Genomic DNA, 23440 nt, shown 5'->3' with positions numbered 1-23440 from the left:
CAATGATTATTCTACAATTAGTTTTTTGTCCTCTCGAGTCATGTGGATACGTTCGAACTTGTTGAACGTGTCGATGATATCGTCTATAGACGATGTCTTGTCCCATGTAAAGTAGAGGCGGATATGCTTGCTGGCCTCTTTTTTATAGACGGTTTCTAACTGGTTGAAAGTAGCAATCTCATTCAAGATGGTACCCAACTCTGCGTCTTCAAACACCACGGGCTTCAGTGTGGTGCTGTCGTTAGTCGCCTCAGTAATTGTCTGCTGGCTGACCATAACCGCGTTTGCCTCCTGTTTTACGGTTTCCTGTTTGTTGTTACTGCTTCCAGCCATTTGTATCGTGGCGTATGCGATGCCTGAGAGCATCAGCACACCTGCGAATATGGCTGCTGCTTGCATCCAACTGCGTGAATGCTTAGGAGTGATGTGCTGTGTTTGGAAACGGTTCCATTCCTCATTAACATCGGGAATGGTGGCGTTTGTCTCGTCCAGCATCTTGTCCAGCTGCTCGTCTGTGTATTCCTCAGGGTGCAGAAGCATCCTGATTTCCTCATCTCTTTTCATACTTCTTGTCTTTTTAATGTTGTACGTAGTTTCCTCAATCCCTGCACAATGTGCTTGTTTACGGCTGAGAGACTGATGCCCAGCTGACTCGAGATGTCTTTGTACGACTGGTCCTCGTCGTAGTGCATCCGGATGATGCGACTGGTCTGAGGAGTCAGTTGCTCATCAATGCAGCGTTTCACGGTCTCGATGATATCATCGTCGTACTCTCCGCTGTCGATAGCATTGGGTGTCAACAGTTGCATGGCCTCTTGCTGAGTCTTGCGGTGTGCAATGATGTTGAGGCAGCGATTACGGACGCAGGTCAGCAGAAAAGCTCGTTGCGACTCTTCCTTCAGTGGGGTGGTACCTGCCCATAGTCTGGCAAAGACATCCTGTACGGTGTCTTTCGCCTCGTCTTCGTTGCCCAGTAGAATGTAGGCTGCCTTGTACATCCTGCTGTACTCCGATAGGAAGAGTTCCTTGAACTGTTGTGCTCTGTCTTGCATCTTTTTAGTCGCTTTTATCTATAATACAGATGAGTATGGAATGTCATTACCCCTATAGAGCGATTTTGTGCACAAAGATACGAATAATATCTGAACTAACGACCCTTCTATTTGATAAAATTCTTAATTGTTTGATAAATTTTCATTACGTTCCCGAAGGTTAATAATGTTAGAATTCACCCTTGGTTTGTTAAAAGATAACTTCCAATTCAACTCTTTACGTTACCTTTGCACCACGAATTCAGCCATAAATAGCTTTTGTATGAGAAAATTTTCATTACTTTTGCTGTCTGTTATGATGCAGACGGTGTGTTTTGGCCAAATAACAGTTAAGGGTAACGTTGTAAACGAACGTGGCGAGGCCGTCGAGTATGTCAGTATTGGTTTCGAGGATGACAGCGTTGGTGTCATCTCCGATGCCAAAGGTCATTTTACCATCAGGATTCCCGCTGGGCGAAAGAAGGAACTCTCGTTCAGTCATGTGTCCTATCTCACGACAGAGATCCCCTATCAGGAATATGCCAAGGGAAGTGAACTCACCGTCGTGTTGAAAGACCGTGTCGTAGAACTGGCAGAGGTGGTGATTGGCAAGAAGAACAAGCCCAAGACTATCGTAGGCAAGGGCATACCTGCTCCAGGTCTCGTCGGTACATCTGGTCATGGCTCTGATCTAGGTCCTGAAGGCGGCGTACTCTTCTCATGCAGCAAGTCTTACGTCATCAGCGACATACTGATAAATATCGCAGGCATCACCTTTGAGCAATGCAAGGTGAGCATCAATGTCTACGAGAAACAAGGAAAACGATTCGTGAACATCCACCAGAAGCCCATTTACGAGACGCTCACCAAGAGTAAGAACAAGTACACCCTCGATGTCCGCCCTGAAGAAGACATCGTGCTGAAGCCTAAGAAGGAGTACTACGTCAGCATTAATGTGGTTGACGGCTATGGCGAGAAAGGCTTCCTGAATATGAAGGCCTATATGAAGAACGGTCTTTATCGTAACGCCGTGAAAGGAAAGACCAAGAAACTCCCCGTCTGTCCAGCCATACAAGTAAAGGGTTACGAAGTGGAATAACTGTTCTGATGATTCGATGTCTACGCGTACCTTATATCTGATAAGTCTCCTGCTTCCGTCTCTCGGGATGATGGCCCAGCGACAGCTGATAGTGGTCAACGCTGAGTCGAAGGTACCCATCCGCGATGTCATAGTGAGCACCAGTGATGGGCGTGAGATTCGCACCCCTTGGAATGGTGTGTTCGAATGGCCCGATAGTGTACGGCGTCTTGACTTCCGGCATCCCGACTTTGAGCGCCGCTATGTGTTGAGGCCCGAGATACAGGGCGACACCATCTTCCTGATTCCCAATATTCATGCCTTGCGCGAGGTGGTGATTCTGGGCGAACGACGCTTTGATAAGCGAATGAACTCGATGCTGAGAACTACGCCAGAGCAGAAACAGAATGACCAACTGGCCAGGATCAGCATACCCTCGGGCTTCAGCCCTTTAGGTTTTGCTCTTTGGGTTTATGATGTGGCTTTCCGCAAATCCGTAGAAGAACGCGCCCGTAGGAAGAAAGCACTCAAGGAAGTCCGCAGACAGGAGACCATGTATCAGAAACGCTGGGAAGAACTGGAAAAGCCGTCAAAGTAGTTTCTCTCCTCAAGAAGTTTCCCCTAGGGAAACTATTGTTTTCCCCAGGGGAAAACACAGTTTTCTCCGTAGGAAACCATCGTTTTCGCCTAGGGAAACAAATGTATTCTCATTAAGAAACTCCTTGAAAACTACTTTCCTTTCTTGATTCCGCCTACAACATCGTCGTTGTCAATGCTGTGTTCCGTCTTCTTGACATTGGCTTTAAGCGATCCGAAACGCCAGTTGACATTGATGCTGAACGTACGGCCAGAGAGCCAGGCCTTATTATAGCCGCGATAGTCGCCATTCACTGTCTTCGATGTTGATGTGGTGTATTTGCTGAAAGGTGTGTCGGCTCCGAGGCGTACCGTCAGACGATTGCCCTTGAGGAACGAACGTTGCAATGAGACGCTGCATCCGTCAGAAGAGTGTTGTATGCTATATATGTCTGATGGCTGATAGCCAATCAACCCCCAAGCGCTCAGATTGAGACGCAGTTTCCAGGGAAGTATCTGTGAGAGGTTGGCGTAGTAGTTGTCAGACCATCCGGAGTTGCGATAGCCAAGGTTCGGATTCTCGTTGTGCTCGTAGCGCAGGTTGTTGTTGATGACAAGTGTCGTTCTCTCGAAAAGCTTCCATTGTACATACTGCTCGATGGAGAAACGACGATAGCGCAGAATATTGTCGTAGGTGGTATAGCGTACATCGTTCCTGGCAGTCTGAACAGAGCTGATACCGCCAGAGTAGAAGGTATAGCCTGGAGCCAGTTGGAAGGTCAGTCTGGGCTGGATATACGAGTAGATGATATTGAGACGCTGGATGTGCGAGCTTGATAGCTCTGGATTGCCATGCGACACGGCAGTTGGCGATATACCCGCAGCAGGATTCAGATATGAGATGCCAGGACGGTTGATGCTCGTGGTGTAGTTCACCTTTAGCGACTGGGCGTCTGTTATCTGATACCTCAGAGTGGCCTGGGGCACCCAGTCGCTCAGATGCTTGTCAAAGGATTCTACACTCCCGTCAGGAAAACTGCCTTTCATGAAACTGTACTCATAGCGCAGACCTGCGCGAGCCGACCATTTCTCCCAGTTATAGATGTAGTCTGCATAGCCAGCCAGTACGCGGGTAATGTGGCGGAACTCGTCGTGGGTCTGCATGTCGGAGCCGTAGAATTCCTGATGGCTATTGCTGCCGTTATGACGATCGATGTATTTGGTACCAATCTCCAGTTGATGGCCTTTTCCTAAAGGTCGTAGCCAGTCTGCCTGAAACGTGTGCTCCGTGAACCTTTCACGTTCCGTCATCATGATGCCAGAGTAAGAGAATGGCGCATTCACGATGCCAGTATAGGTATTCTCCTGATTGGTATGTTGACGTGTCAGGGCGAGCATATAAGAGAGAGTGAATCGCTCGCCCTTGCGACGCGTCTTGTGTTCATAGTCAAATCGCCCGTTCCATGAATGGTGTTGGTAGCCTGGCATCCAGTAGTGGTTGTCGAAACGGTAGACGAGCTGTCCTGAGGGGGCAATCAGAGATGCCCGGCTGTCGCCCTGTACATTCACGTTATAGAAGAATCCGCCAAACGAGGCTGAGAGCAGATTGAGTGAGTCGATGTCGTAGCTGGCATCCACGTTGGCAACATGATAGTGGCCAGGGTTGCTCTGGTCGTTATGTGTCTGCAGCATGTTGCCCGTTTCGAGATAGGTCCGCTCATTGTCAGACATATATCTGGATTCGCGCCTCGACGTTCTGCCATAAGCGTAATCGCCAGAGAGCATGAGTCTTCCCATCTGTCCAGTCAGGGAGTTATAATAATTGAAGTGGTTGTCCGACCTATAGCTCGCAGACACGACACCCGTTATGCCCTCCATATTGGAGCCGCCAGCCATCACGATGTTCAGAACGGCATCGACGCCTTCAGCATCTTCACGGGCACCTGGGTCGGTAATCACTTCGATACGCTTAACCATTGAAGCGGGCATCGATTTCAGCACCTCCTTGGCGTTTTTCGTCAGTCTGGGATCATAGTGCCCGTTTTTGTAAATCTTAAAGTTGCTGTTGCTCTTCACACGGATGTTATCCTGACCGTCCACAGTCACCATTGGAACCTTGCGAAGCATATCCATCACAGTCAGCGTCTTCGATTCCTCATCGCTCTGCACGTTGTAGGCTATGCGGTCTATCTCCTGCTTGATGAGTTGCTTCTGTGCTTTGATGATAACACCATCCAGTTCTTTGCTCCATGTGATGGAGTCGTTGCTTATACTAGTTGAATCTGCTTGGGTCAGGTCCATGGCTATCCCTGCTCTCGCTGCCATTAGCAGCGAGAGGAAAACAATCTTTTTAAGTTTCATAAGTGAGATTACTTCTTGAGTCGTTCGATGCTCATGTCGAACAGGTTCTGTATGAATTCGTCGTTGGTCTTTGTCTTTAGTTTCAGTATTTCTTTTGATACAAGTGCCTTTTCAGCATCATCTAAGTTGTCGGCCTTCTTGCACAGATTGTATATCCGTGACGCATATACGTTGGCTGGTGTTCCTTTAGGATTCTTCAGGAAAAGGTTCTTGTAGTTGTTGAAATTTGTTAGCCAGTCTCCGAAAGCTACGTCGAAGATATTACCGATGTTGCCAAGGTCGATTTGTGTGGCTGGATTGAAGGGTATGGAGTCGACATGAAGAATGGAGTCCACATCAAAAGGAAAGTTGTCACTAAATGTAATCGAGGACGTGTCAGGAACGTTGAATTTCTTTCCCTTGATGATGATTTTCTTAGGTCTTCTATTGTTCTTACTCTCGCGATACTGCTGCGTGGTAGCGTATGTTATTGCCAGACGTACCCGCGAATCCTTCCATTCCAAAGCGTAGGCATAGCGATACTTCTTCTCGGGATCGTCCTTGTCGAGGAAACAGGCATAGATAAAGTCTGAGCCTTTGATTTTACCGATAGCTATAGGCTGTTCCCCGCCATCGCCAACGGCCAAGGCAACATAGTTGCTGCCTACATTACTGCCTGACCTGATCTGATAGGCCGCCTCTTTGTCTTTCTCAAAAGCCTTTTGGATGTTCTTGATCTTGTTGAGGCCAACGCTATTTGTCACAGAGAAGTCATAGACATCCATCTGCGACGTTTTCTTACCCGTCTCAGGGTCGCGCTCCAAGGAGTGCTGTGTCTTGGTTTCTACTATTCTTTCGTTCAGCAGTGCATCGAATGCTTTCTGGATGTTCTGCTGCGCCATCAGGGCTGAAGGCAGTGCCGTCAGCATGGCTGTAAAGATAATACTTTTACTCTTCATATGCAATCAGTTCTTTTTGTTCGTTAATATATGTAATGGTACCATCTTCTTGTGTTACAGGAATATAGCCGTAGGCCGCAAGCTGGGCCTCAATCATCTCTATGCGACATTCTGCCAATTGAAGTTCCACCTCTCGCTGCTCCTGCTCTGCCTGAGCTACCAGCGCATAAGCCTTGTCAATGTCATGGATAGTTGGCTGTGGTTTGCGTATCCGTCTTTTCTTCGACTGTATCGGCTTGCTCTCTATTTGGCGCAGCGATGTAGTATCGGCTTGTAGGATGGGCTGTGCTGCCATAGTATCTGTTTGTGCTACCAGGGGCTGAGCTTCTGGTGAGACTTCTTGCTCAGACGGAACAGCCAGATACATGATGCCAGCCACTACTGCAGCTGCCACACTCCAGCCAATCCGTTGCCTGTTTCTTCTTGGCTGAGGTTTCATAGCCTCTATCTCTTGAAACATCAGGCGATAGTCTTCCCATTCCTGAGGTATATCTTTACCTCGGAAGTAGCTGGCTAGGATGTCTTCCTCTTCGAGCGAGGTCGTACCATCCATATATTTGTCCAGCAGATCCTTGATGTATGCCTTTGTGTAACGTATCATATCTGATTCCTCCGTTTGATTTCTTCTAATAATGTTCGTCGTGCTCTTGCAAGCAACGTGCTGACTGAGGTGATTTCGATGCCTAATAGTGTGGCTATCTCTTCGTGACTTCTTCGTTCCACCTGCCTCATATATAATAAGGTACGTTGGGTGGTGGGTAGCTGCTGTAGCTTTGCTGAGAGCCATTCGTCGTTCTCTTTCGTTTCCAGTTCATCGTGCGGACTGGTGTCGAGGGTAATAATGATAGCCTCATCAAGCGTTTCTGAAGGTTTTCGCCTTTGATGGTTTCTTAGCAGATGCTTCGCCATCAGGGTTACAATAGCCTCTACAGACCGATAACGCTCCAGTTCGTCGTGCATCTGCCATAGGCGGAGCATTACATCCTGTGCGATGTCTTCTGCTTCGTCTTTGCCCGCTCCGTTGTGCAGACTCACTTCTAGAGCCTTCTTTCGCCACGAGCGGGCTTTTTGTTCAAATGCACCTGTCTCCATTTATTTTCGCATTACAATTATTAGACACACAAAACTTTAGAAACCAAACTTACTTTAGCATAACTTAACATCTTTACCAGATTTTCCACTTGTCAATTTCTTCTTTTAGGCGCTTTACGGCTTGTTCGCAATCCTCTGGGTAGGTGAGGGTTTGCACGAACCAGAGTTTGCGATGCTTTACGAACTTGGCATAGAAGCAACGGCCACTGATGGCACCACTATTTGTATGGAGTGGGCCTGAAAGAATGAAGTAGTCATCACCCTTCTGCTGATGGGTGGCGTGAAGCTCTGAGGCGTATCTCGCCATGGCCTGTTCGATGGTGAGGCTGTCTGCATTGGGCTCCACGAAGGTGTTCTGCACCACCTCTGTGCTATCTTGCCAGAAACTGAAGCGACTACTTCCTTTATCTAATATGGAATCGGGTGTCTGCTCGAAGAAAGCCGGATAGTGTACCACGTAATCATAGTCGTCATCGTGGTACTTCTTCATCTTGGTAAGCCTCATGGTCTTCTCCAGCTTCTGGGGTAGAGGAGTATTGTCTTCCTTTTCATGAACAGATACGTATATCATCACTGCTATGAAAACCAACATCGAAAGGAACAGAAATCTCTTCATACGTTTACGTTTTTGATGCAAAGGTATGAAGAGATTTTATATTATGCAAATTTATTGTCTGACATTTGTCTGACAATCATCTGACGGATAATTATCTACTTGATTATCAGCTCGTATGCTTTACCTCTGTCTACCTCTATTTTGAGATCTGAATGGCTCTCAATGATGGGCTTCAGTCTTCGGATAAGGGTGTAAAGCGTCTCATTGGCGTTATCTTTCTTGGGCCAGAGGGTGTCGCAAATCTCTGTCTTGGAGAGCGTATGATTGGAAGAGTGGAAAAACATTTCCATCAGTTGCTGTTGCATGGGCGTAAGTTTTACGTATTCACCTTTTGCATTGAAGAATCGGCTTTCTGATTCAGAATAGAGCAAGTCTCCATATTGCAGCATTCCAGTGAGCAAAGGTGTTACCCTTCTTCGTTGGAAGAAACAGAATGTAGCCCAAAGCAACGCCAGTATCCATATAACTAATGCTGGACGTTGTTCCGACATGGAGAAGATGGTTGCCATTGAGCAATTCGCCTCGCAGCGGAAGTCTTTCTGTCTTGTGTCCACTGCCAGTATTGCACTGCCCCTCAGTTCGTCCAACTGTAGAAAACTGTTAAACACTCTGATGGTATCGGCATTAATCACATCACTCTGCTGTTTCTTCAGTGCTAAAGTCAGCGCTTGATTCATATCGTCCTCCACCAGTCGTTCCGTAGCACGATAGCTGTAGAAACTTGTCATTGCCGATGTTCCTATCAGTACCAAAAATACTATGATAGCGTACCTCTGTTTCATTTATGCCCTTAATAGCTAAATACAAAATCCTCGAGTATACAGAGTGACTTTTCCTTGGTGTCGGAGACAAAGACGAAGTATATGGCATGCTTGCCTGTGAAATCTTTAAGGGCTGGCAAGGCTGTGGTTATCTCTTTAGAATTTTGAGGCATGTCGGCTTTCAGCTCAATGGTGCCTAAGAGCTTGCCGCCCTGCGACTCCCATGGACGATCGATCATGACTTTGATTGTGCCGTCAATTCCTTCTGGAATCAGGCGAAGTCGCAGTTTAGACTTCTTACCGTTTGTTTCTGTGAAGTTGAAGTACTTATAACCCACTATGGAACCATCGGTATTATTTACCACGCGGTTGGTGTTGTTTTTCAGGTCGTAGGGAGCTTCGAAGTTGGTCTCTGTGCCATACGATGTCTCCACATACGAACCATAGTAAACATTCTTTGGCCACTCGTGTACTGCTACTTTTGGACCTGTGATCCAACAGGCAATACCCGCGGAATGGCGCTCTAAGGGATTCAGACCATTGAGGGCAAAGCCTTCAGAGTTGTATTCACCTTCGGTGATTTCCACTTTACCGCCTTTGCCTTCCTCAACTTTTACCTCGATAGGAGCTACCATAGCCTGTCGGGCATATTCGTCGAGACCAGCCTGACGATGATAGAACACATACCACTGCCCGTTTACCTCACAAATGCTGCCATGGGTATTTCCGCTAACAACGCCTGAGGCGATAGTATCACCTTTCTCGTTAATTTCACGTCCGCGTCCGTCAATGATGGTGCCGCCATAGGTCCAGGGGCCTAAGGGCTTGTCGCTATAGGCATAAGCCAGCGTATAGTTGGTGTCGGGCAAGCCGAACTCGCCATTTTTTGTCCAACGGCTATAAATGAACACATATTTATCTTTGATCTTGCGGATGGATGAGGCTTCAAAGAAGCGGAACTCGCCTGCTTCATTTCTGCCAGAGATCATGCCGTCGACAATCTTCGTTCCAGGTTTTACTGTACACATGGTGGTAGGATCAATCTCTGCGGCATAAGAATGCTCAAAGCCCCAGTAACCATATACGCGACCATCGTCGTCAACAAATACGGCAGGGTCGAAACCATAGATACCATCTACTTTATTGGGGTCGTTGGCATTCCAGTTGCATACCTCAAACGGTCCGTCAGGGCGGTCACTCTTGGCAATAAGTCCATTACGGAATCCTGTCTGATCGTTTGGGAAGAGATAATATGTCTTTTTGCCATTGCTATCGGTTACCAGTGTTACGTCTGGGGCGAATAACACATCGGCAGTACCTGCAGAGTCGAATGGCTCGCCCTTTGCGTTTTTGTCGACCATCAAAATAATACCGTCGTAACGCCACTGGCTTAAATCTTCAACGGGGGCAGACCAAACCACCTGATCGCGTCCGCAGTAAGCTGTTTTAAGATTGTCGTGCGAGCCATAGATGTATACACGCTGCTTGTGTGCGTTATCTGGATCGTCAAACACGTATGGCTCTCCATCGGGGATATGTTCCCATAGGGGGAGATAAGGATTGCCTACGGTTGTGAGTTCAGACTTTGCGGTCTCTGTCTGTTTGGCGCACGAGAGAGCCAGCATTGTGCAGCAAACTGCTGTCGCCATTTTCAGTGTTTTAGCTTTCATAATGTTTATGATGATTGGATTTAATGGTTGCAAAGGTACTAATAAGTGATGGAAACACCAAATTTATTTTGGTATTTCCATCTTCTGTTTTACTTTATCAAGGAGCTCCAGCATCTCTTTTGCCTTAGCAGTCATTTCTGTAAGTTGTGGGGTCGGATCCTCTATTTCACGGGCAATCTCAAGGAACTGCTCATAATATTCCTTGGCCTGTTCCCTGTCGTTGAGAAGGTAAACATAGGTGTTAGCTATATTATAATAGGTAGCTACGGATGATGGATTGAACGTCAGGTGTTCTTTCCATGCGGCAACGGCTTCATCATAACGTTCTGTCATATAGTATCCCTCGGCTTGTGAGAGCGTGATAGCTTTCATGATAGCAGTGTCTGGGAGCATCAGTTCACGGGCAAGGCTCAGATAGCCGAGACCTTCTTCATGACGCTTGGTGTCAACACAGATTACCCCAAGTCGATAAGCGCAGCCATAATGCTGCATGCCGCTGATGAGAAACGCTAGCTGCAGGTATTTGTAGGCACGCTCAAGGTCTTGTGTCTGTGAGTAGCACATGCCGGCAGAGTAGAGTGTGTTGAAGGTAGAGTCACCTTGTTCGAGAAGTCTATTGTACCATTCGGAGGCTGCAATAAAATCTCTTTCGAGGAAGAACGCATCAGCTACAGCTCGATTTACAAGGATGTTTTTTGAATCGTGTAAATAATAGTTTAGACCGTATCTGAGTCCATTCTCTGGTTGGTGGTTTCGTGCGTAGGCACGTGTTAGTCCAGCCACCATCTCGCCATCCATGGGATAGCGGTTTACCAGTTGTTCAGCCCAATAGATAAAGGAATCATTGTCGTCTTGCTTCTGGTAGCTGAGGGCAAGCTGGCGGAAAGCCTCATGCGAGAGGCTGTCTTCTGGCACATTTTTCAATAAGTCAGAAGCTTCACGATAGTTGGCGCGTTTGTAGTAGCAATCAGCAAGTTTTATACGGATAGCAGTCCCAGTCTTTTCTTGCTCATAGGCTTTCTGATAATAGCTCAGTGCCTCAAAGGTGTTAAACTGCTGCATGCAACTGTCTCCTGCTTGTATGCAAACCTGCAAGGAATCTACAAAGCCCTCGCCCTTGACGGGAAGGGCCGTCATTAGGGCGAGGGAGACAAAAAGACTCAGTAATTTTAGTTTTGTCATGTTTTGTTATTTATTTTTTCTTCGTGGTGATGAGAATGACACCGTTCTGGGCACCATACTTCTCTTTGGCTTCCTGATTTTTTAGCACTTGCATACTCTCAATGGTCTTTGGATCGATCTCTTTCAGCTTCTCAGAGTCAATGGTTTTTCCATCAAGCAAAACAAGTGGTTCTTTATCATCAACTACTTTCCTCAAGACAACACCAATTCCTTTTTGGGGTTTCTCATCAGATTTGATGCTGCCTTCATAATGGGTAACATCAGAATCTTTCCCTGGAAGGTTGAAAGAAATGGGTATAGTGTATTTTACACGAACAGCCTTGCCATTCTGCATACCAGGTTGCCACTTTGGCATGGTATTAATGATGCGTAAAGCTTCGGCATCGAGCAAGGGGTCGATAGATCTTACCACTTTCGCATTCGAGATGCTTCCATCCTCTTCTACTACGAAGGTGGCGATGACGCGTCCCTGAGTACAATTCATCTCTGCCTCTGTGGGGTATTTTAAGTTGCGAGTGATGTACTCCAAGAGTTTCGAATGACCACCAGGGAACTGGGGCATCTGTTCTACGACATCGAAAGCCTTATTGGTGTTAGCTTTGGGAGTGTTGCCCTCTTTCCTGAGTCCTATCACATAAGAATTGCCTGCTGCAGAGAATACCTTGTTGACTACGACCTTCATTGTCTCATAACCTATATACATAGCAGCGAGTTCGTCGCCTTCCGACACTTCAAGTTTGAACTTGCCGTCTGGACCTGTAACTGTTCCTTTCTTCGTACCGATAACCTTGACCACAGCACCAATGATTGGGGTGGCTTTGTCAGTTTCAATAATGCCATTATCAATTTCAGCTTCACTTATGTCAAGAACAGTTCCTGTGGCTACGAAATTCTTGTCTTCGTCGTCTTTTACCACTTCAGTCTCTGTAGGTTGAGCTTCTGATTGCACTATCGTTTCGTTAATAAGACTCTCTACGGAAGGATTCTCACTATTGGTGTATACCACATCAGTAACTTTCTCGGCATTAACAGCCAGGGTTACAGCCACGATAGGGAGGAGTGCTAACAGTTTCAGATAACTGCGGCGTGAGGATTGAGTATGTAACATCATATTGATTCGGTTTTTAAGGGTACTGTGAGAGATACCGTTGGCAAGGGAGTACCCGCCAATGCTAGCGGCTTTTGTGATTAATAGGTATTGATATTGACGCGCATTGATGCCTTGAGAGAGTACCGCTCCGTCAGCCTCATACTCATGGATAGCCCTGAGATCAGAGCGTAACATCCACATGGCGGGGTTGAACCATTGGAAAGCGGTAAGTGTGTCAACGAGAATCAAGTCCCACGAGTGGCGTAGGTGTATATGTCCTCGTTCATGAGCGAGTATAGCGGCATCATTTGTTTCGTAGTCGCTACGATTCATGACTATATAATGCATCCAGCTGAATGGTGACAATTCTGCGTTACCGGTCACACAGATTGTAGTACCGTTTTCTTGTGGATGCTGCTCGCTTTTTCTTATTAGAGCAATGATTCTGAACAACGACCAAAGCGTGTGGGCAAGTGTTGCCAGCATACCTATTATAAATATGATAGGTAGGGCTATTTGCCAAAGAGGTTTCATAGGTTCTTCGTCTACCATCTCAATCTGCAGGTCGCCAACTGTTACTGTGGGCACTTGCTGCATAGTAACCGTCTCATGCATCGTGATAACGCATAAGGGTAATAAGAAACTTGCCACTGCCGTTAACAGAAGTACGATGCGATTCACTCTGTGAAACGTTTCTTTGGCCAGCATCAGACGATAGAACATATAGAATATCGCTATGAGTACTGCAACCTTCAGGTCGTATATCAGAAAATCAATCATTGTTGTTCTCTATTTGGTTGATCAAATCTTTTAGTTCTTCTATTGATATTTTTTCTTCTTTCACGAACGAGGAGACTGCCGATAGATAGGATCCAGAGAAATAGTTTTTGATGACGCCTGCAATAGATTTGCGTCCATATTCTGCTTCCGTTATTAAGGGGAAGTACTGATAGGTGTTTCCAAACTGCTTATGGTCTAGATAACCTTCCTTCTCTAATATCCTTACCATCGTGGAGAGTGTATTGAAATGTGGACGTGGCTCGTCGTAGTACTCTAAGAGTTCCTTGACGAACATCGGACCATGTTGCCAATACAAATCCATGATTTCCTTTTCTTTGTTTGTAAGCTTCTTCATTTTTTTCTGTTTTTAGTCTTGCTTCGGCTATCGCCTTTCCGCTCTGCCGAATAATTCATCAAATGTCGCGTCGTAATCAAAATCGCAATTATGCGAGAGCCGCGAGAACTCGTTCTCAACTGGCCGAGCGTGAGCGACTTATCCAATACCTGAGCGCAAAGTAACTAAAAGATTTCGTTATATACAACTAATACTTATAGTTTTTAAACTAAATTAATTAGTTTGGATTGCTTTTAACGTATCTTTATACTTAATCGTAGTTTTTTTATAAATCCTTCGGTTATATTGCATAAATATTGTATCTTTGCGCGCAAGATGGAAGAAGCAACTAACATACCACAGGAGTGGAATAAGTTTTATCTTAAGGATGTGTCGTTTGTCAACTTGATGACGCGACGCATCTTTAATGTGCTTATTGTGGCCAATCCTTATGATGCTTTCATGCTTGAAGATGATGGGCGAGTGGATGAAAAGATATTCGATGAATACATGGAGTTGGGTATGCGTTACCCGCCTACCTTCCGACAGGTCTCGACAACCGAGGAGGCCAATGAGGTGCTTCAGACTACAGATATCGATCTTGTAATCTGTATGCCGGGTAATGCTGATAACGATGCCTTTACTGTGGCTCGTGAGGTAAAGGCTGCTCATCCTAATATCCCTTGTGTGGTTCTTACTCCGTTCTCGCATGGTATTACCAAGCGTATTCAGGACGAGGATATGTCGGTGTTCGATTACGTGTTCTGTTGGTTGGGTAATACCAATCTTATCATGTCGATTATTAAACTGATAGAGGATAAGATGAACATTGATCACGACATCAAGGAGGCTGGTGTGCAGATGATATTGCTTGTCGAGGATAATATCCGCTTCTACTCATCTGTGTTGCCTAATGTGTATAATTATATATTAGCACAGTCGAAGCGATTCTCTACCGAGGCGTTGAACCCGCACGCTGCTGCTCAACGAAAGCGCGGACGCCCTAAGGTCGTGTTGGCAACAAACTACGAGGAGGCTATGATGCTCTTTGAGAAGTATCATGAGAATACATTAGGTGTGATTTCTGACACCCGCTTTCCCATGAAAAGCGTTCCTGGGCGGTTGTCGCATGTTGAAGAGGGTGACCCTGAGGCTGGTCTGAAACTGCTTCGTGAAATACGTCGACGCGATGAGTATGTACCACTGATTCTTGATTCCAGTGAAATCGTTAATCGCGAGAAAGCTGAGGCTGAGGGTTTCCATTTTATCGACAAGAATTCCACTAAAATGAATGTCGACCTCCACCATTTGATGGAGGAACACATGGGCTTTGGTGACTTTATCTTCCGTAATCCAGAGACGAAGGAAGAGGTTTTTCGCGTGTCATCGCTGAAAGAACTGCAGGATAATATCTTCAAGATACCCCGTGATTCAATGCTCTACCACGTGTCAAGAAACCACATGAGCCGTTGGCTTTGTGCGCGTGCCATCTTCCCTGTGTCGGCATTTTTGAAGCACGTCACTTGGCATAAATTGCAGGATGTTGATGCCCACCGCCAGATTATCTTTGATGCTATTGTGCAGTATCGTAAGATGAAGAACATCGGTGTGGTTGCTGTATTTGACCGTTTGAAGTTCGACCGCTATGCCCACTTTGCCCGTATCGGCGAGGGCTCCCTCGGAGGTAAAGGCCGCGGTTTGGCATTCCTCGATAATATCATCAAGCGTCACCCTGAACTTAATCAGTACGAGACGGCCAAGGTGTCGATACCGAAGACTGTTGTGCTCTGTACCGACTTCTTCGATGAGTTTATGGAGAAAAACAACCTCTATCCTGTGGCACTTTCCGATGCTTCAGACGAAGAGATCCTGCAGCATTTCATGCGAGCTCAGTTGCCTGATTCGTTGATTGCTGACTTCTTCACATTCTTTGATGCAGTAAAGTCACCAATAGCCGTGCGCTCCAGTTCTTTGCTTGAAGATTCCCACTATCAGCCGTTTGCAGGTATTTATAGCACTTATATGATTCCTTACTTAGAGGATAAATATGAGATGCTGCGCATGCTGGCTTGTGCCATCAAGGGTGTGTATGCCTCGGTGTATTATAAAGATTCCAAGGCCTATATGTTGGCCACTCAGAATGTCATCGATCAGGAGAAAATGGCAGTGATTCTGCAGGAAGTGGTGGGTAAACAGTATGGCAATCTTTATTATCCGAATTTCTCGGGTGTGCTTCGTTCGTTGAACTATTATCCTATTGGTGAAGAGACAGCAGAGGAAGGAATTGCTTCGCTGGCTTTGGGATTGGGCAAATATATTGTTGATGGAGGACAGACGCTCCGTGTGTCACCTTACCATCCAACTCAGGTCCTTCAGACCAGTGAGATGGAAACGGCCCTTAGTGAGACACAGACACGTTTCTATGCCCTTGATATGGCCCATGTGGGTGATGACTTTAAGGTTGACGATGGTTTTAATATCAAGAATCTTAGAGTGAAGCAAGCTGCTGTTGACGGCTCGCTGACCTATATTGCCTCTACTTATGATCCCACCGACCAGATAATCCGAGATGGCATTTACGATGGTGGCCGTAAGGTGATTTCTTTCTGTGGCGTGCTCCAACATGGTGTGTTCCCCTTGCCAGAATTGTTGCAGATGGCTCAGAAATATGGTTCTGAAGAGATGAGGCGCCCTGTGGAGATTGAATTTGCCTGCAATCTGAACGACGATCGTACTGGTGAGTTCTATCTGTTGCAGATTCGTCCTATCGTAGACTCAAAACAGGTGCTTGATGAGGATCTGCAGAAGATATCCGATACCGAATGTCTGTTGCGTTCTCACAATAGTCTTGGTCATGGTATCTCGGAGGATGTGTTTGATGTGATTTACGTCAAGACTGATGATGATTTTACTGCAGTGAACAATCCCTATATTGCTGACGAGATAGAGCAGATGAACCGTCAATTCCTCAAGGAGGATAAGAACTATGTGTTAATAGGTCCTGGTCGTTGGGGATCCAGTGACTACTGGTTGGGCATTCCTGTGAAGTGGCCTCACATCTCTGCGGCTCGCGTCATCGTTGAGGTTGGACTGAAGAACTATCACGTCGATCCTTCTCAAGGGACCCACTTTTTCCAAAATCTCACTTCGTTTGGCGTAGGCTATTTCACTATCAATACCTTTACGGGCGACGGTGTGTTCCAAAAAGAGATGCTCGATGCTATGCCAGCTGTAGAGGAAACAAGGTTCGTTCGCCACGTACGTTTCGAACGTCCCATGAAGATTATGATGGACGGTAAGAAACAACAGGGTGTGGTGTTATTTCCTTCAAATGAATAAACTTAAGGTTAAACTATTTAATATACTTCTATGAATCTGAACCTAACATCAACTATTGAAATGCCCGACCACGAGTTGCGTCGGCAAGTTATCGATTTGTGTCAGAAGGTAGGCAAGCCTCTGCTGAAGCTTTCTACCAAAGACTATGTAGAGAATGGCTTAGGCTACCTTGTTGAGCAGTTCGACGGGCAGGCTGGCTTGGTAAACATTGAGGTGTTTAATGAGTTGCAGCATACCATAACAGGATGGCCTGGTGGTAAGCCTGGGGTCGACGATACGACCCGTCCGGAGCGTGCAAAACCTTATCCCAAGCGCGTTATTGTCTTTTCCCCTCATCCCGATGATGATGTCATCTCCATGGGTGGTACCATTCGTCGACTGATGCAACAGAAGCACGATGTGCACATTGCCTACGAAACATCCGGTAATATCGCCGTGGGCGATGAAGAGGTGCGCCGTTTTATGCATTTTATCAATGGCTTCAATACCATTTTTGCTAATGGTAGCGATGAGGTTATTAAACACTCTTATCAGGTGGTTAAGGCTTTTATCAAGAATAAAAAGGAGGGCGACCTTGACAGTGAGCAGATCCTTCGTCTGAAAGGCCTGATTCGTCGTGGAGAGGCTCGCCTGGCCTGTGAATATAGCGGCATCGACAGTAAGCATATCCATTTCCTCGATTTACCCTTCTATGAGAGTGGTAAAATTGAGAAGTTACCGATGTCTGAGCGTGATGTCCTTCCCATTCAGGAGTTAATCTCTGAGATTAAGCCTCATCAGATTTATGTGGCTGCCGATCTGGCCGATCCTCATGGTACTCATCGCAAGTGTACCGATGCCGTATTAGCAGCTATCGACGAGGAGAAGAAAGCTGGGGCGGAATGGCTCAAAGATTGTCGCGTTTGGATGTATCGTGGTGCTTGGGCTGAGTGGGATGTCGCCGATATCGAGATGTGCGTACCCATGAGTCCAGAGGAACTGCGTGAAAAGCGAAACGCTATCCTGCGTCATCAGAGTCAGATGGAGAGTGCTCCGTTTCTAGGAAATGACGAACGCCTATTCTGGCAGCGGGCAGAGGATCGCAACCGTGAGACTGCCAAGCGTTATGATGACCTCGGACTGGCATGTTACGAGGCTATGGAGGCTTTTGTCGAATACAAATTCTAAAATCTGAACTTATATATGCGAAAACTATTATTTCTTGTTGCTATGCTGCTGCCTGTGGCAGTATCAGCAGTGACCTATGATGTTGTGCCTTTACCACAGAGCGTTGATATGCAGAAAGGCGCCCCATTTATACTTGATGGTAGTGTGCAGATCCTTTCCCCTGTTGAGCTACAGCAAGAAGCAGATTTCCTTCAGCAGTATATGGAAGACATGGTAGGCATAAAACCATCTATCTCGCAGAAGCGTGAAAAGAAACTTCGTTATATTGAACTCTCCGTATCGCCGAAGGTCTCCGCTTCTGAAGGCTATGTACTTACTATAAATAATAAAGGTATAACAATCCAGGGTGGTTCTGCCGCAGGTGTTTTTTATGGCATCCAAACACTCAGAAAATCTATAGATGGGCTCCAGCCCCTTCCTGCCGTAGTCATTACTGATGCTCCGCGATTCTCTTGGCGAGGCATGCATCTCGATTGTTCTCGTCATTTTTTCTCGGTTTCATTCATCAAGAAGTTCATTGATCTGCTGGCACTTCACAATATGAATGTGTTTCATTGGCATATTACCGATGATCAGGGCTGGCGTATTGAGATTGAGAAGTGGCCTCGTTTGATAGAGGTGGGGGCTAACAGAACAGGCACAATCATTGGGACTAACTCCGATCTTGATGATAATAAGCCTTATGGCGGTTATTATACCAAGGCTGAGGCCCGTGAGATCGTTGCTTATGCTGCAGCCCGTCACATCACTGTTGTCCCCGAGATAGATATGCCTGGCCACATGTTGGCTGCTCTTGCCAGTTACCCCGAATTGGGTTGTACTGGTGGCCCTTATCAGGTCGGTCATTATTGGGGCGTCTATAAAGATGTGCTCTGTGTTAGCAACGAGCGTGTCTATCAGTTTGTGGAGGATGTATTGACGGAGGTTATGGATATCTTTCCTTCTGAGGTGATTCATATTGGTGGCGATGAGACGCCTACCGAGAAGTGGGAGCAATGCCCCAAATGCCAAGTACTTCAGAAAAGCCTTCCAACTCCTCAACAAAAATCTGAGGAATTCTCACCGCTCACGTCGAAATTATCACCTTTACAGGCCTACTTCACAAAACGTGTGTTCGACTTTCTTACAGCTCATCATCGTCGTGCTTTGGGGTGGGATGAAATCCTTGATGGTTCGCCTCAGGATGCGATGATTATGTCATGGCGAGGAATGGATCCTGGCTCCAAGGCTGCTGAGACGGGCCACGATGTGATTATGGCTCCCACTACTCATTGTTATTTTGATTATCAACAGGTAGAAGATACACAATTTGAACCTAGTCGTTGTGGCGGTTTTATTCCTATCGAGAAGGTTTATGCACTTGATCCTGCCCCTGATAGTCTGTCTGTTGAAGCTCGCAAGCATATTCTTGGTACTCAGGCTAATCTTTGGTCAGAGTACCTGACTACAGAAAGTATGGTAGAGTATCATGCTCTGCCTCGTATGTCGGCCCTTGCCGAAGTACAATGGACTCAACCAGAGAAGAAAAAGTTTGAAGACTTTATACAACGTCTTTCAGGCTTTACTCAGCTCCTTGATCGTTATCATTACACCTATTGCAAACATCTATGGCCTGAGCGCCAGATACCTAACCGTTGGCAATTCTGATTGTGTGACTTTGTTATCTGTATGGAACAAATAAACCAATATATCAAGCAGTTCCCAGAACTCTTCAAAGGGAAAAAGGTATTGTATGTGCATGGTTTCGGTAGTAGTGGACAGAGCGGAACGGTGACACGTATCCGTGAGGTTTTACCTCATGCTGAAGTGATTGCGCCCGACCTGCCCATCCATCCGAAGGATGCTATAGACCTGTTGCGTCGGCTATGTCAAACAGAGACCCCCGACTTGATTATTGGTACTTCAATGGGAGGCATGTATGCGGAGATGCTTGACGGCTTCGACCGCATATTGGTGAACCCGGCTATGCGGATGGGTGACACGATGAAGGAGCATGGTATGATAGGAGCTCAGCACTTTTCAAACCCTCGTCAAGATGGCGTGCAGGACTTTATAGTAACTAAAGCGCTTGTCAAAGAATATAAGGACTTGACAGAACAATGTTTTAGTGCTGTAACAGACGAGGAACAGGAGAGGGTGTGGGGACTCTTCGGCGACGAGGATACTACAGTGAATACCTACGATTTGTTTCGTGGGCACTATCCGAAGGCCATCCGCTTCCATGGTGAACATCGAATGAATGACAATTCGTTCATGCACTCGGTAGTTCCCGTCATCCGATGGATTGATGACCGTCAGGAGGGAAGGGAACGTCCTATCATATATATAGGTATTGATGCACTGAAGGATAAGTGGCAAAAACCCAATAGCTCTTCGCAGAAGACAATCCGTACGCTCTTAGAGACTTATCAGCTTTATTTTGTGGCTGATGCACCAGACAATGCTTCCTACTATACCGATATCAATCAGTGGCTCTATGAGTACGTGAATGTGCCAGCATGGGGACATACCGTCTTTACCAATCAGAGGCAACTGTTGTATGGTGATTATTTTATCGGCACTGATCAACATTGGGATGGCATGGCAACACAGATCTGTTTCGGTAGCGATACTTTCAAGACTTGGGATGATATTGCGAGTTGTTTCTTAAGACTTGGCGGACAATGAAGATGGTTTATGGTTGTTATGAGGATAAAAAATGGATTATTGTTTGGAGGGGAAAAGAAAAATTACTATCTTTGCCCCTGTTAAAACCATAAAACGATAAAGATTATGAAAAAGTATTTAGCAGAAATGGTTGGCACGATGGTGCTAGTACTGATGGGTTGCGGCGTTGCCGTTAGCCTGGGTTGTGATCCTGTAAATAACATTCCCGCAGTAGTGGGAACGGCTTTCGCCTTCGGACTTGCTGTTGTGGCAATGGCTTATACCATTGGCGGTATCAGTGGTTGTCATATCAATCCTGCTATCACGCTCGGATGCTTTCTTAGCGGACGAATGAATGCAAAGGACTGTGGTATGTATATACTTTTCCAAGTCTTAGGTGCTTTCATAGGCAGTCTGCTGCTCTATATATTGACGGAGAATGTTCCTGGTTTAGAAGGAACAGGTGCTAATGACCTTCAGGCTAATGTGAGTATTCTAGGTGGCTTGCTGGCTGAGGTAATCTTTACATGTGTATTTGTTCTCGTGGTGCTTGGTGCTACCAGTAAGACCAATGGTGCTACCAACAACTTTGCAGGCCTTGCTATCGGCTTGTCGCTGATTCTTGTTCACTTGGTATGTATCCGTTATACTGGCACCTCTGTAAATCCTGCACGTTCTATAGCTCCTGCTGTTTTCCAGGGTGGTACAGCATTGGCAAACCTTTGGATATTCATTATTGGTCCTTTTGTTGGTGGTGCTTGCGCTGCTGGAATATGGAAGCTCATTGATAGCTCTGATAAGTAAAAAATGGAATCAAATAAAAACAGCCTTTTTCGAACGAACGGCACCAACTATCTGGTGCCGTTCGTTCTGATAACTACTCTTTTCTTTTTATGGGGATTTGCCCGTGCCATTCTGGATGTGCTGAACAAGCATTTCCAAAATGAGATGCATATCTCTATTACTGAATCATCGCTCATACAGGTGACCACCTATATGGGCTATTTCCTGATGGCTATACCTGCAGGTCTGTTTATCAATTATATGGGTTACAGACGTGGTGTGGTATTTGGCTTATTGCTGTTTGGCATAGGATCACTATTGTTTGTTCCCTGCACAGAGGCAGGAACTTTGGGAGCATTTCTTTTTGCATTGTTCGTAATCAGTGTAGGGCTGGTGTTCTTGGAAACAGCGGCCAATCCCTATGTGACGGAACTTGGAGATAAGGAGACGGCGTCAAGCCGTCTGAACTTGTCGCAGTCGTTCAACGGACTGGGTTGCCTTTTTGCAACTTTTGCCGTCGGTCAGTTCTTGTTCAGCGATGATGGCAATGGTAATGTGGCTGTGCCTTACGTCATACTTGGCATTGTTGTGCTGTTGATAGCAGCGGTATTCTCTAGGGTGCGTCTTCCTGAGATAGTGCATCACGACGGTATGGAACAGAAGGCGAGGTATGGGCGTGAGCCACTATTGAAAGTATGGAAGCATAAATACTTCGTTTATGGACTTATTGCCCTGCTCTCTTATGAGGTTGCGGAAATATCTATTAACAGCTACTTCATTAATTATGTAACAGGAATGGGGTGGATGGATGATCGTACGGCATCGATTGTGCTGACTGGTGCACTGGCATTCTTTATGGTAGGGCGTTTTGGCGGTAGTCTGATTATGAGAAGACTGCCTGCTGAAATGATGTTATTCCTATGTGGTGCAGGGTGTGTGGCTTGCATAATGCTTGTTCTGATGAATTTTGGCCGCTGGTCTATGATTGGTCTGATAGGTAATTACCTATTCGAAGCTGTCATGTTCCCGACAATCTTCTCGCTGGCTGTACGCGGTTTGGGTAGTTTGACGAAAAGTGCTTCATCCATATTGATGATGACCCCAGTGGGCGGATGTGGATTCCTGCTGGTAGGCATCATAGCCGATGCTACCGACATGGTGGTTCCATTCATCATTCCATTGTTGTGTTATGTCATCGTGGCCCTCTATGGCTTTGGACTTGTAGTGAGCCGTGCAAGAAAACTCAGGAGTTGATAAACTTTGACTGTAGAAAATTGATGAAGTTCTCGCGGAACGCATCGGTGACGCGGATAATCTCGTCGCCTATATAGATGCAGTCATTACGGTCTACGCTTCGAATCTTGTCAAGGGCTACGATGTATGAGCGGTGAACGCGCATAAATTGTGTTGTTGGCAGCATCTCTTCAACCGATTTCATTGTCAGGTGTGTGACAAGCGGTTTGCGCTCACCCTCAAGATAGAACATAACGTAGTCTTTCAATCCACTAACGTATAGGATTTGAGAGAGGCTTATCTGACGGTATTCGCCATCGACTTTGAGGAATATGGTAGACGGCATCTCTGCGGAACAGTTTTTTATGGCATCTGCTGTGTCGTTTGTGACTTCTATAGGGTTTCGTCCGAACCATTCGCGGGCTTTTTCCACTGCGGCTATGAATTTATTGTAGCGAATGGGCTTCAAGAGAAAGTCGAGCGCTTTAACCTCGTAACTCTCAAATGCATATTCCTTAAAGGCTGTGGTAAAGATCACACGCGTCTCTGCTGGTATCATATGAGCCAGTTCCATGCCATTCAAGTCCGGCATCTGTATATCGAGGAAAAGCAGTTGGGGATTCTGTTCCTTGATGGCGTTAATAGCTTCAACAGAATCGGTAAATGAGCCCAATAGCTCCAAATCTGGCGTCTTGGCTACGAACGATTCCAATAACTTGACTGCCAGAGGCTCGTCGTCTACAATGATACAGGTTAATGACAT

The 23440-nt window shown here is 46.2% G+C and carries 20 protein-coding genes and 1 pseudogene; 8 read left to right on the top strand and 13 right to left on the bottom strand.

The features are described 5' to 3' along the window. Positions 1 to 6 precede the first annotated feature (6 nt). Both BMX82_RS12205 and BMX82_RS12200 read right to left on the bottom strand, forming a co-directional pair. Positions 7 to 564, bottom strand: coding sequence for a FecR domain-containing protein (locus BMX82_RS12205; RefSeq protein WP_091769380.1), 558 nt, complete (start codon positions 562 to 564; stop codon positions 7 to 9). Further along, entirely contained in the window at positions 561 to 1052 is a 492-nt protein-coding gene (locus BMX82_RS12200) for a sigma-70 family RNA polymerase sigma factor (protein WP_091769376.1), read from the bottom strand. Before BMX82_RS12200 ends, BMX82_RS12205 begins: the two co-directional genes overlap by 4 nt. 262 nt (positions 1053 to 1314) lie before the next feature. Here BMX82_RS12200 and BMX82_RS12195 point away from each other — a divergent pair, with 262 nt between their 5' ends. Both BMX82_RS12195 and BMX82_RS12190 read left to right on the top strand, forming a co-directional pair. Further along, the gene (locus BMX82_RS12195; RefSeq protein ID WP_177172101.1) at positions 1315 to 2130 is read left to right on the top strand and encodes a carboxypeptidase-like regulatory domain-containing protein; all 816 of its coding nucleotides are present in this window, start codon (positions 1315 to 1317) and stop codon (positions 2128 to 2130) included. A gap of 67 nt (positions 2131 to 2197) precedes the next feature. Further along, the gene (locus tag BMX82_RS12190) at positions 2198 to 2707 is read left to right on the top strand and encodes a hypothetical protein (protein WP_091769369.1); all 510 of its coding nucleotides are present in this window, start codon (positions 2198 to 2200) and stop codon (positions 2705 to 2707) included. Positions 2708 to 2838: 131 nt separating this feature from the next. Here the strand turns inward: BMX82_RS12190 and BMX82_RS12185 are convergent, their stop codons facing one another. The 10 genes from BMX82_RS12185 to BMX82_RS12140 all read right to left on the bottom strand — a co-directional run bounded on the left by BMX82_RS12185 (position 2839) and on the right by BMX82_RS12140 (position 13530). Further along, positions 2839 to 5046, bottom strand: a complete 2208-nt coding sequence (locus BMX82_RS12185; protein ID WP_091769366.1) for an outer membrane beta-barrel family protein — start codon at positions 5044 to 5046, stop codon at positions 2839 to 2841. 8 nt (positions 5047 to 5054) lie between these two features. Continuing rightward, entirely contained in the window at positions 5055 to 5984 is a 930-nt protein-coding gene (locus tag BMX82_RS12180; RefSeq protein WP_091769363.1) for a DUF5024 domain-containing protein, read from the bottom strand. After that, positions 5974 to 6585, bottom strand: coding sequence for a hypothetical protein (locus BMX82_RS12175; RefSeq protein WP_091769360.1), 612 nt, complete (start codon positions 6583 to 6585; stop codon positions 5974 to 5976). Before BMX82_RS12175 ends, BMX82_RS12180 begins: the two co-directional genes overlap by 11 nt. Next, complete coding sequence (locus tag BMX82_RS12170) at positions 6582 to 7076, bottom strand: RNA polymerase sigma factor (RefSeq protein ID WP_091769357.1); 495 nt, start codon at positions 7074 to 7076, stop codon at positions 6582 to 6584. Before BMX82_RS12170 ends, BMX82_RS12175 begins: the two co-directional genes overlap by 4 nt. Before the next feature lie 73 nt (positions 7077 to 7149). Beyond that, entirely contained in the window at positions 7150 to 7692 is a 543-nt protein-coding gene (locus BMX82_RS12165; protein WP_091769354.1) for a hypothetical protein, read from the bottom strand. Between the two features lie 95 nt (positions 7693 to 7787). Continuing rightward, positions 7788 to 8474 carry a helix-turn-helix domain-containing protein gene (locus BMX82_RS12160; RefSeq protein ID WP_091769351.1) on the bottom strand — a complete coding sequence of 229 codons (687 nt, stop codon included), beginning with the start codon at positions 8472 to 8474 and terminating at the stop codon, positions 7788 to 7790. A gap of 8 nt (positions 8475 to 8482) precedes the next feature. Then, positions 8483 to 10123, bottom strand: coding sequence for a family 43 glycosylhydrolase (locus tag BMX82_RS12155; RefSeq protein WP_091769348.1), 1641 nt, complete (start codon positions 10121 to 10123; stop codon positions 8483 to 8485). Positions 10124 to 10186: 63 nt separating this feature from the next. Further along, a complete protein-coding gene (locus BMX82_RS12150) occupies positions 10187 to 11305 on the bottom strand; it encodes a tetratricopeptide repeat protein (protein ID WP_091769346.1) in 1119 nt (372 codons plus the stop codon). A gap of 10 nt (positions 11306 to 11315) precedes the next feature. Beyond that, on the bottom strand, positions 11316 to 13175 hold the full coding sequence (locus BMX82_RS12145) for a M56 family metallopeptidase (protein ID WP_091769343.1): 1860 nt from the start codon (positions 13173 to 13175) through the stop codon (positions 11316 to 11318). Further along, entirely contained in the window at positions 13168 to 13530 is a 363-nt protein-coding gene (locus tag BMX82_RS12140) for a BlaI/MecI/CopY family transcriptional regulator (RefSeq protein WP_036909831.1), read from the bottom strand. Before BMX82_RS12140 ends, BMX82_RS12145 begins: the two co-directional genes overlap by 8 nt. Positions 13531 to 13845: 315 nt before the next feature. On the opposite strand from BMX82_RS12140, the gene BMX82_RS12135 reads away from it, so the two are divergent. The 6 genes and pseudogenes from BMX82_RS12135 to BMX82_RS12110 all read left to right on the top strand — a co-directional run bounded on the left by BMX82_RS12135 (position 13846) and on the right by BMX82_RS12110 (position 22698). Then, positions 13846 to 16848, top strand: a complete 3003-nt coding sequence (locus tag BMX82_RS12135) for a PEP/pyruvate-binding domain-containing protein (RefSeq protein ID WP_091769341.1) — start codon at positions 13846 to 13848, stop codon at positions 16846 to 16848. Between the two features lie 42 nt (positions 16849 to 16890). Further along, positions 16891 to 18015: pseudogene (locus BMX82_RS12130) on the top strand (PIG-L family deacetylase); the annotation flags it as partial. A gap of 15 nt (positions 18016 to 18030) precedes the next feature. Further along, positions 18031 to 19662, top strand: coding sequence for a beta-N-acetylhexosaminidase (locus tag BMX82_RS12125; RefSeq protein ID WP_036909828.1), 1632 nt, complete (start codon positions 18031 to 18033; stop codon positions 19660 to 19662). A 21-nt stretch (positions 19663 to 19683) separates the two neighbouring features. Further along, positions 19684 to 20682 (top strand): YqiA/YcfP family alpha/beta fold hydrolase, encoded by a 999-nt coding sequence (locus BMX82_RS12120; protein ID WP_036909827.1) that lies wholly within the window; start codon positions 19684 to 19686, stop codon positions 20680 to 20682. A 102-nt stretch (positions 20683 to 20784) separates the two neighbouring features. After that, entirely contained in the window at positions 20785 to 21465 is a 681-nt protein-coding gene (locus BMX82_RS12115) for an MIP family channel protein (protein WP_255327763.1), read from the top strand. Between the two features lie 3 nt (positions 21466 to 21468). Beyond that, positions 21469 to 22698 carry an MFS transporter gene (locus BMX82_RS12110; RefSeq protein WP_036909824.1) on the top strand — a complete coding sequence of 410 codons (1230 nt, stop codon included), beginning with the start codon at positions 21469 to 21471 and terminating at the stop codon, positions 22696 to 22698. Here BMX82_RS12110 and BMX82_RS12105 read toward each other — a convergent pair. Then, complete coding sequence (locus tag BMX82_RS12105) at positions 22688 to 23440, bottom strand: LytR/AlgR family response regulator transcription factor (protein ID WP_036909819.1); 753 nt, start codon at positions 23438 to 23440, stop codon at positions 22688 to 22690. The two genes, BMX82_RS12110 and BMX82_RS12105, sit on opposite strands and share 11 nt — an antisense overlap.

The organism is Prevotella sp. khp7 (assembly GCF_900109055.1).
Classification (GTDB): domain Bacteria; phylum Bacteroidota; class Bacteroidia; order Bacteroidales; family Bacteroidaceae; genus Prevotella.
The sequence above is the reverse complement of the archived record's forward strand: the minus strand, read 5'-3'. Positions and strand labels throughout refer to the sequence as shown.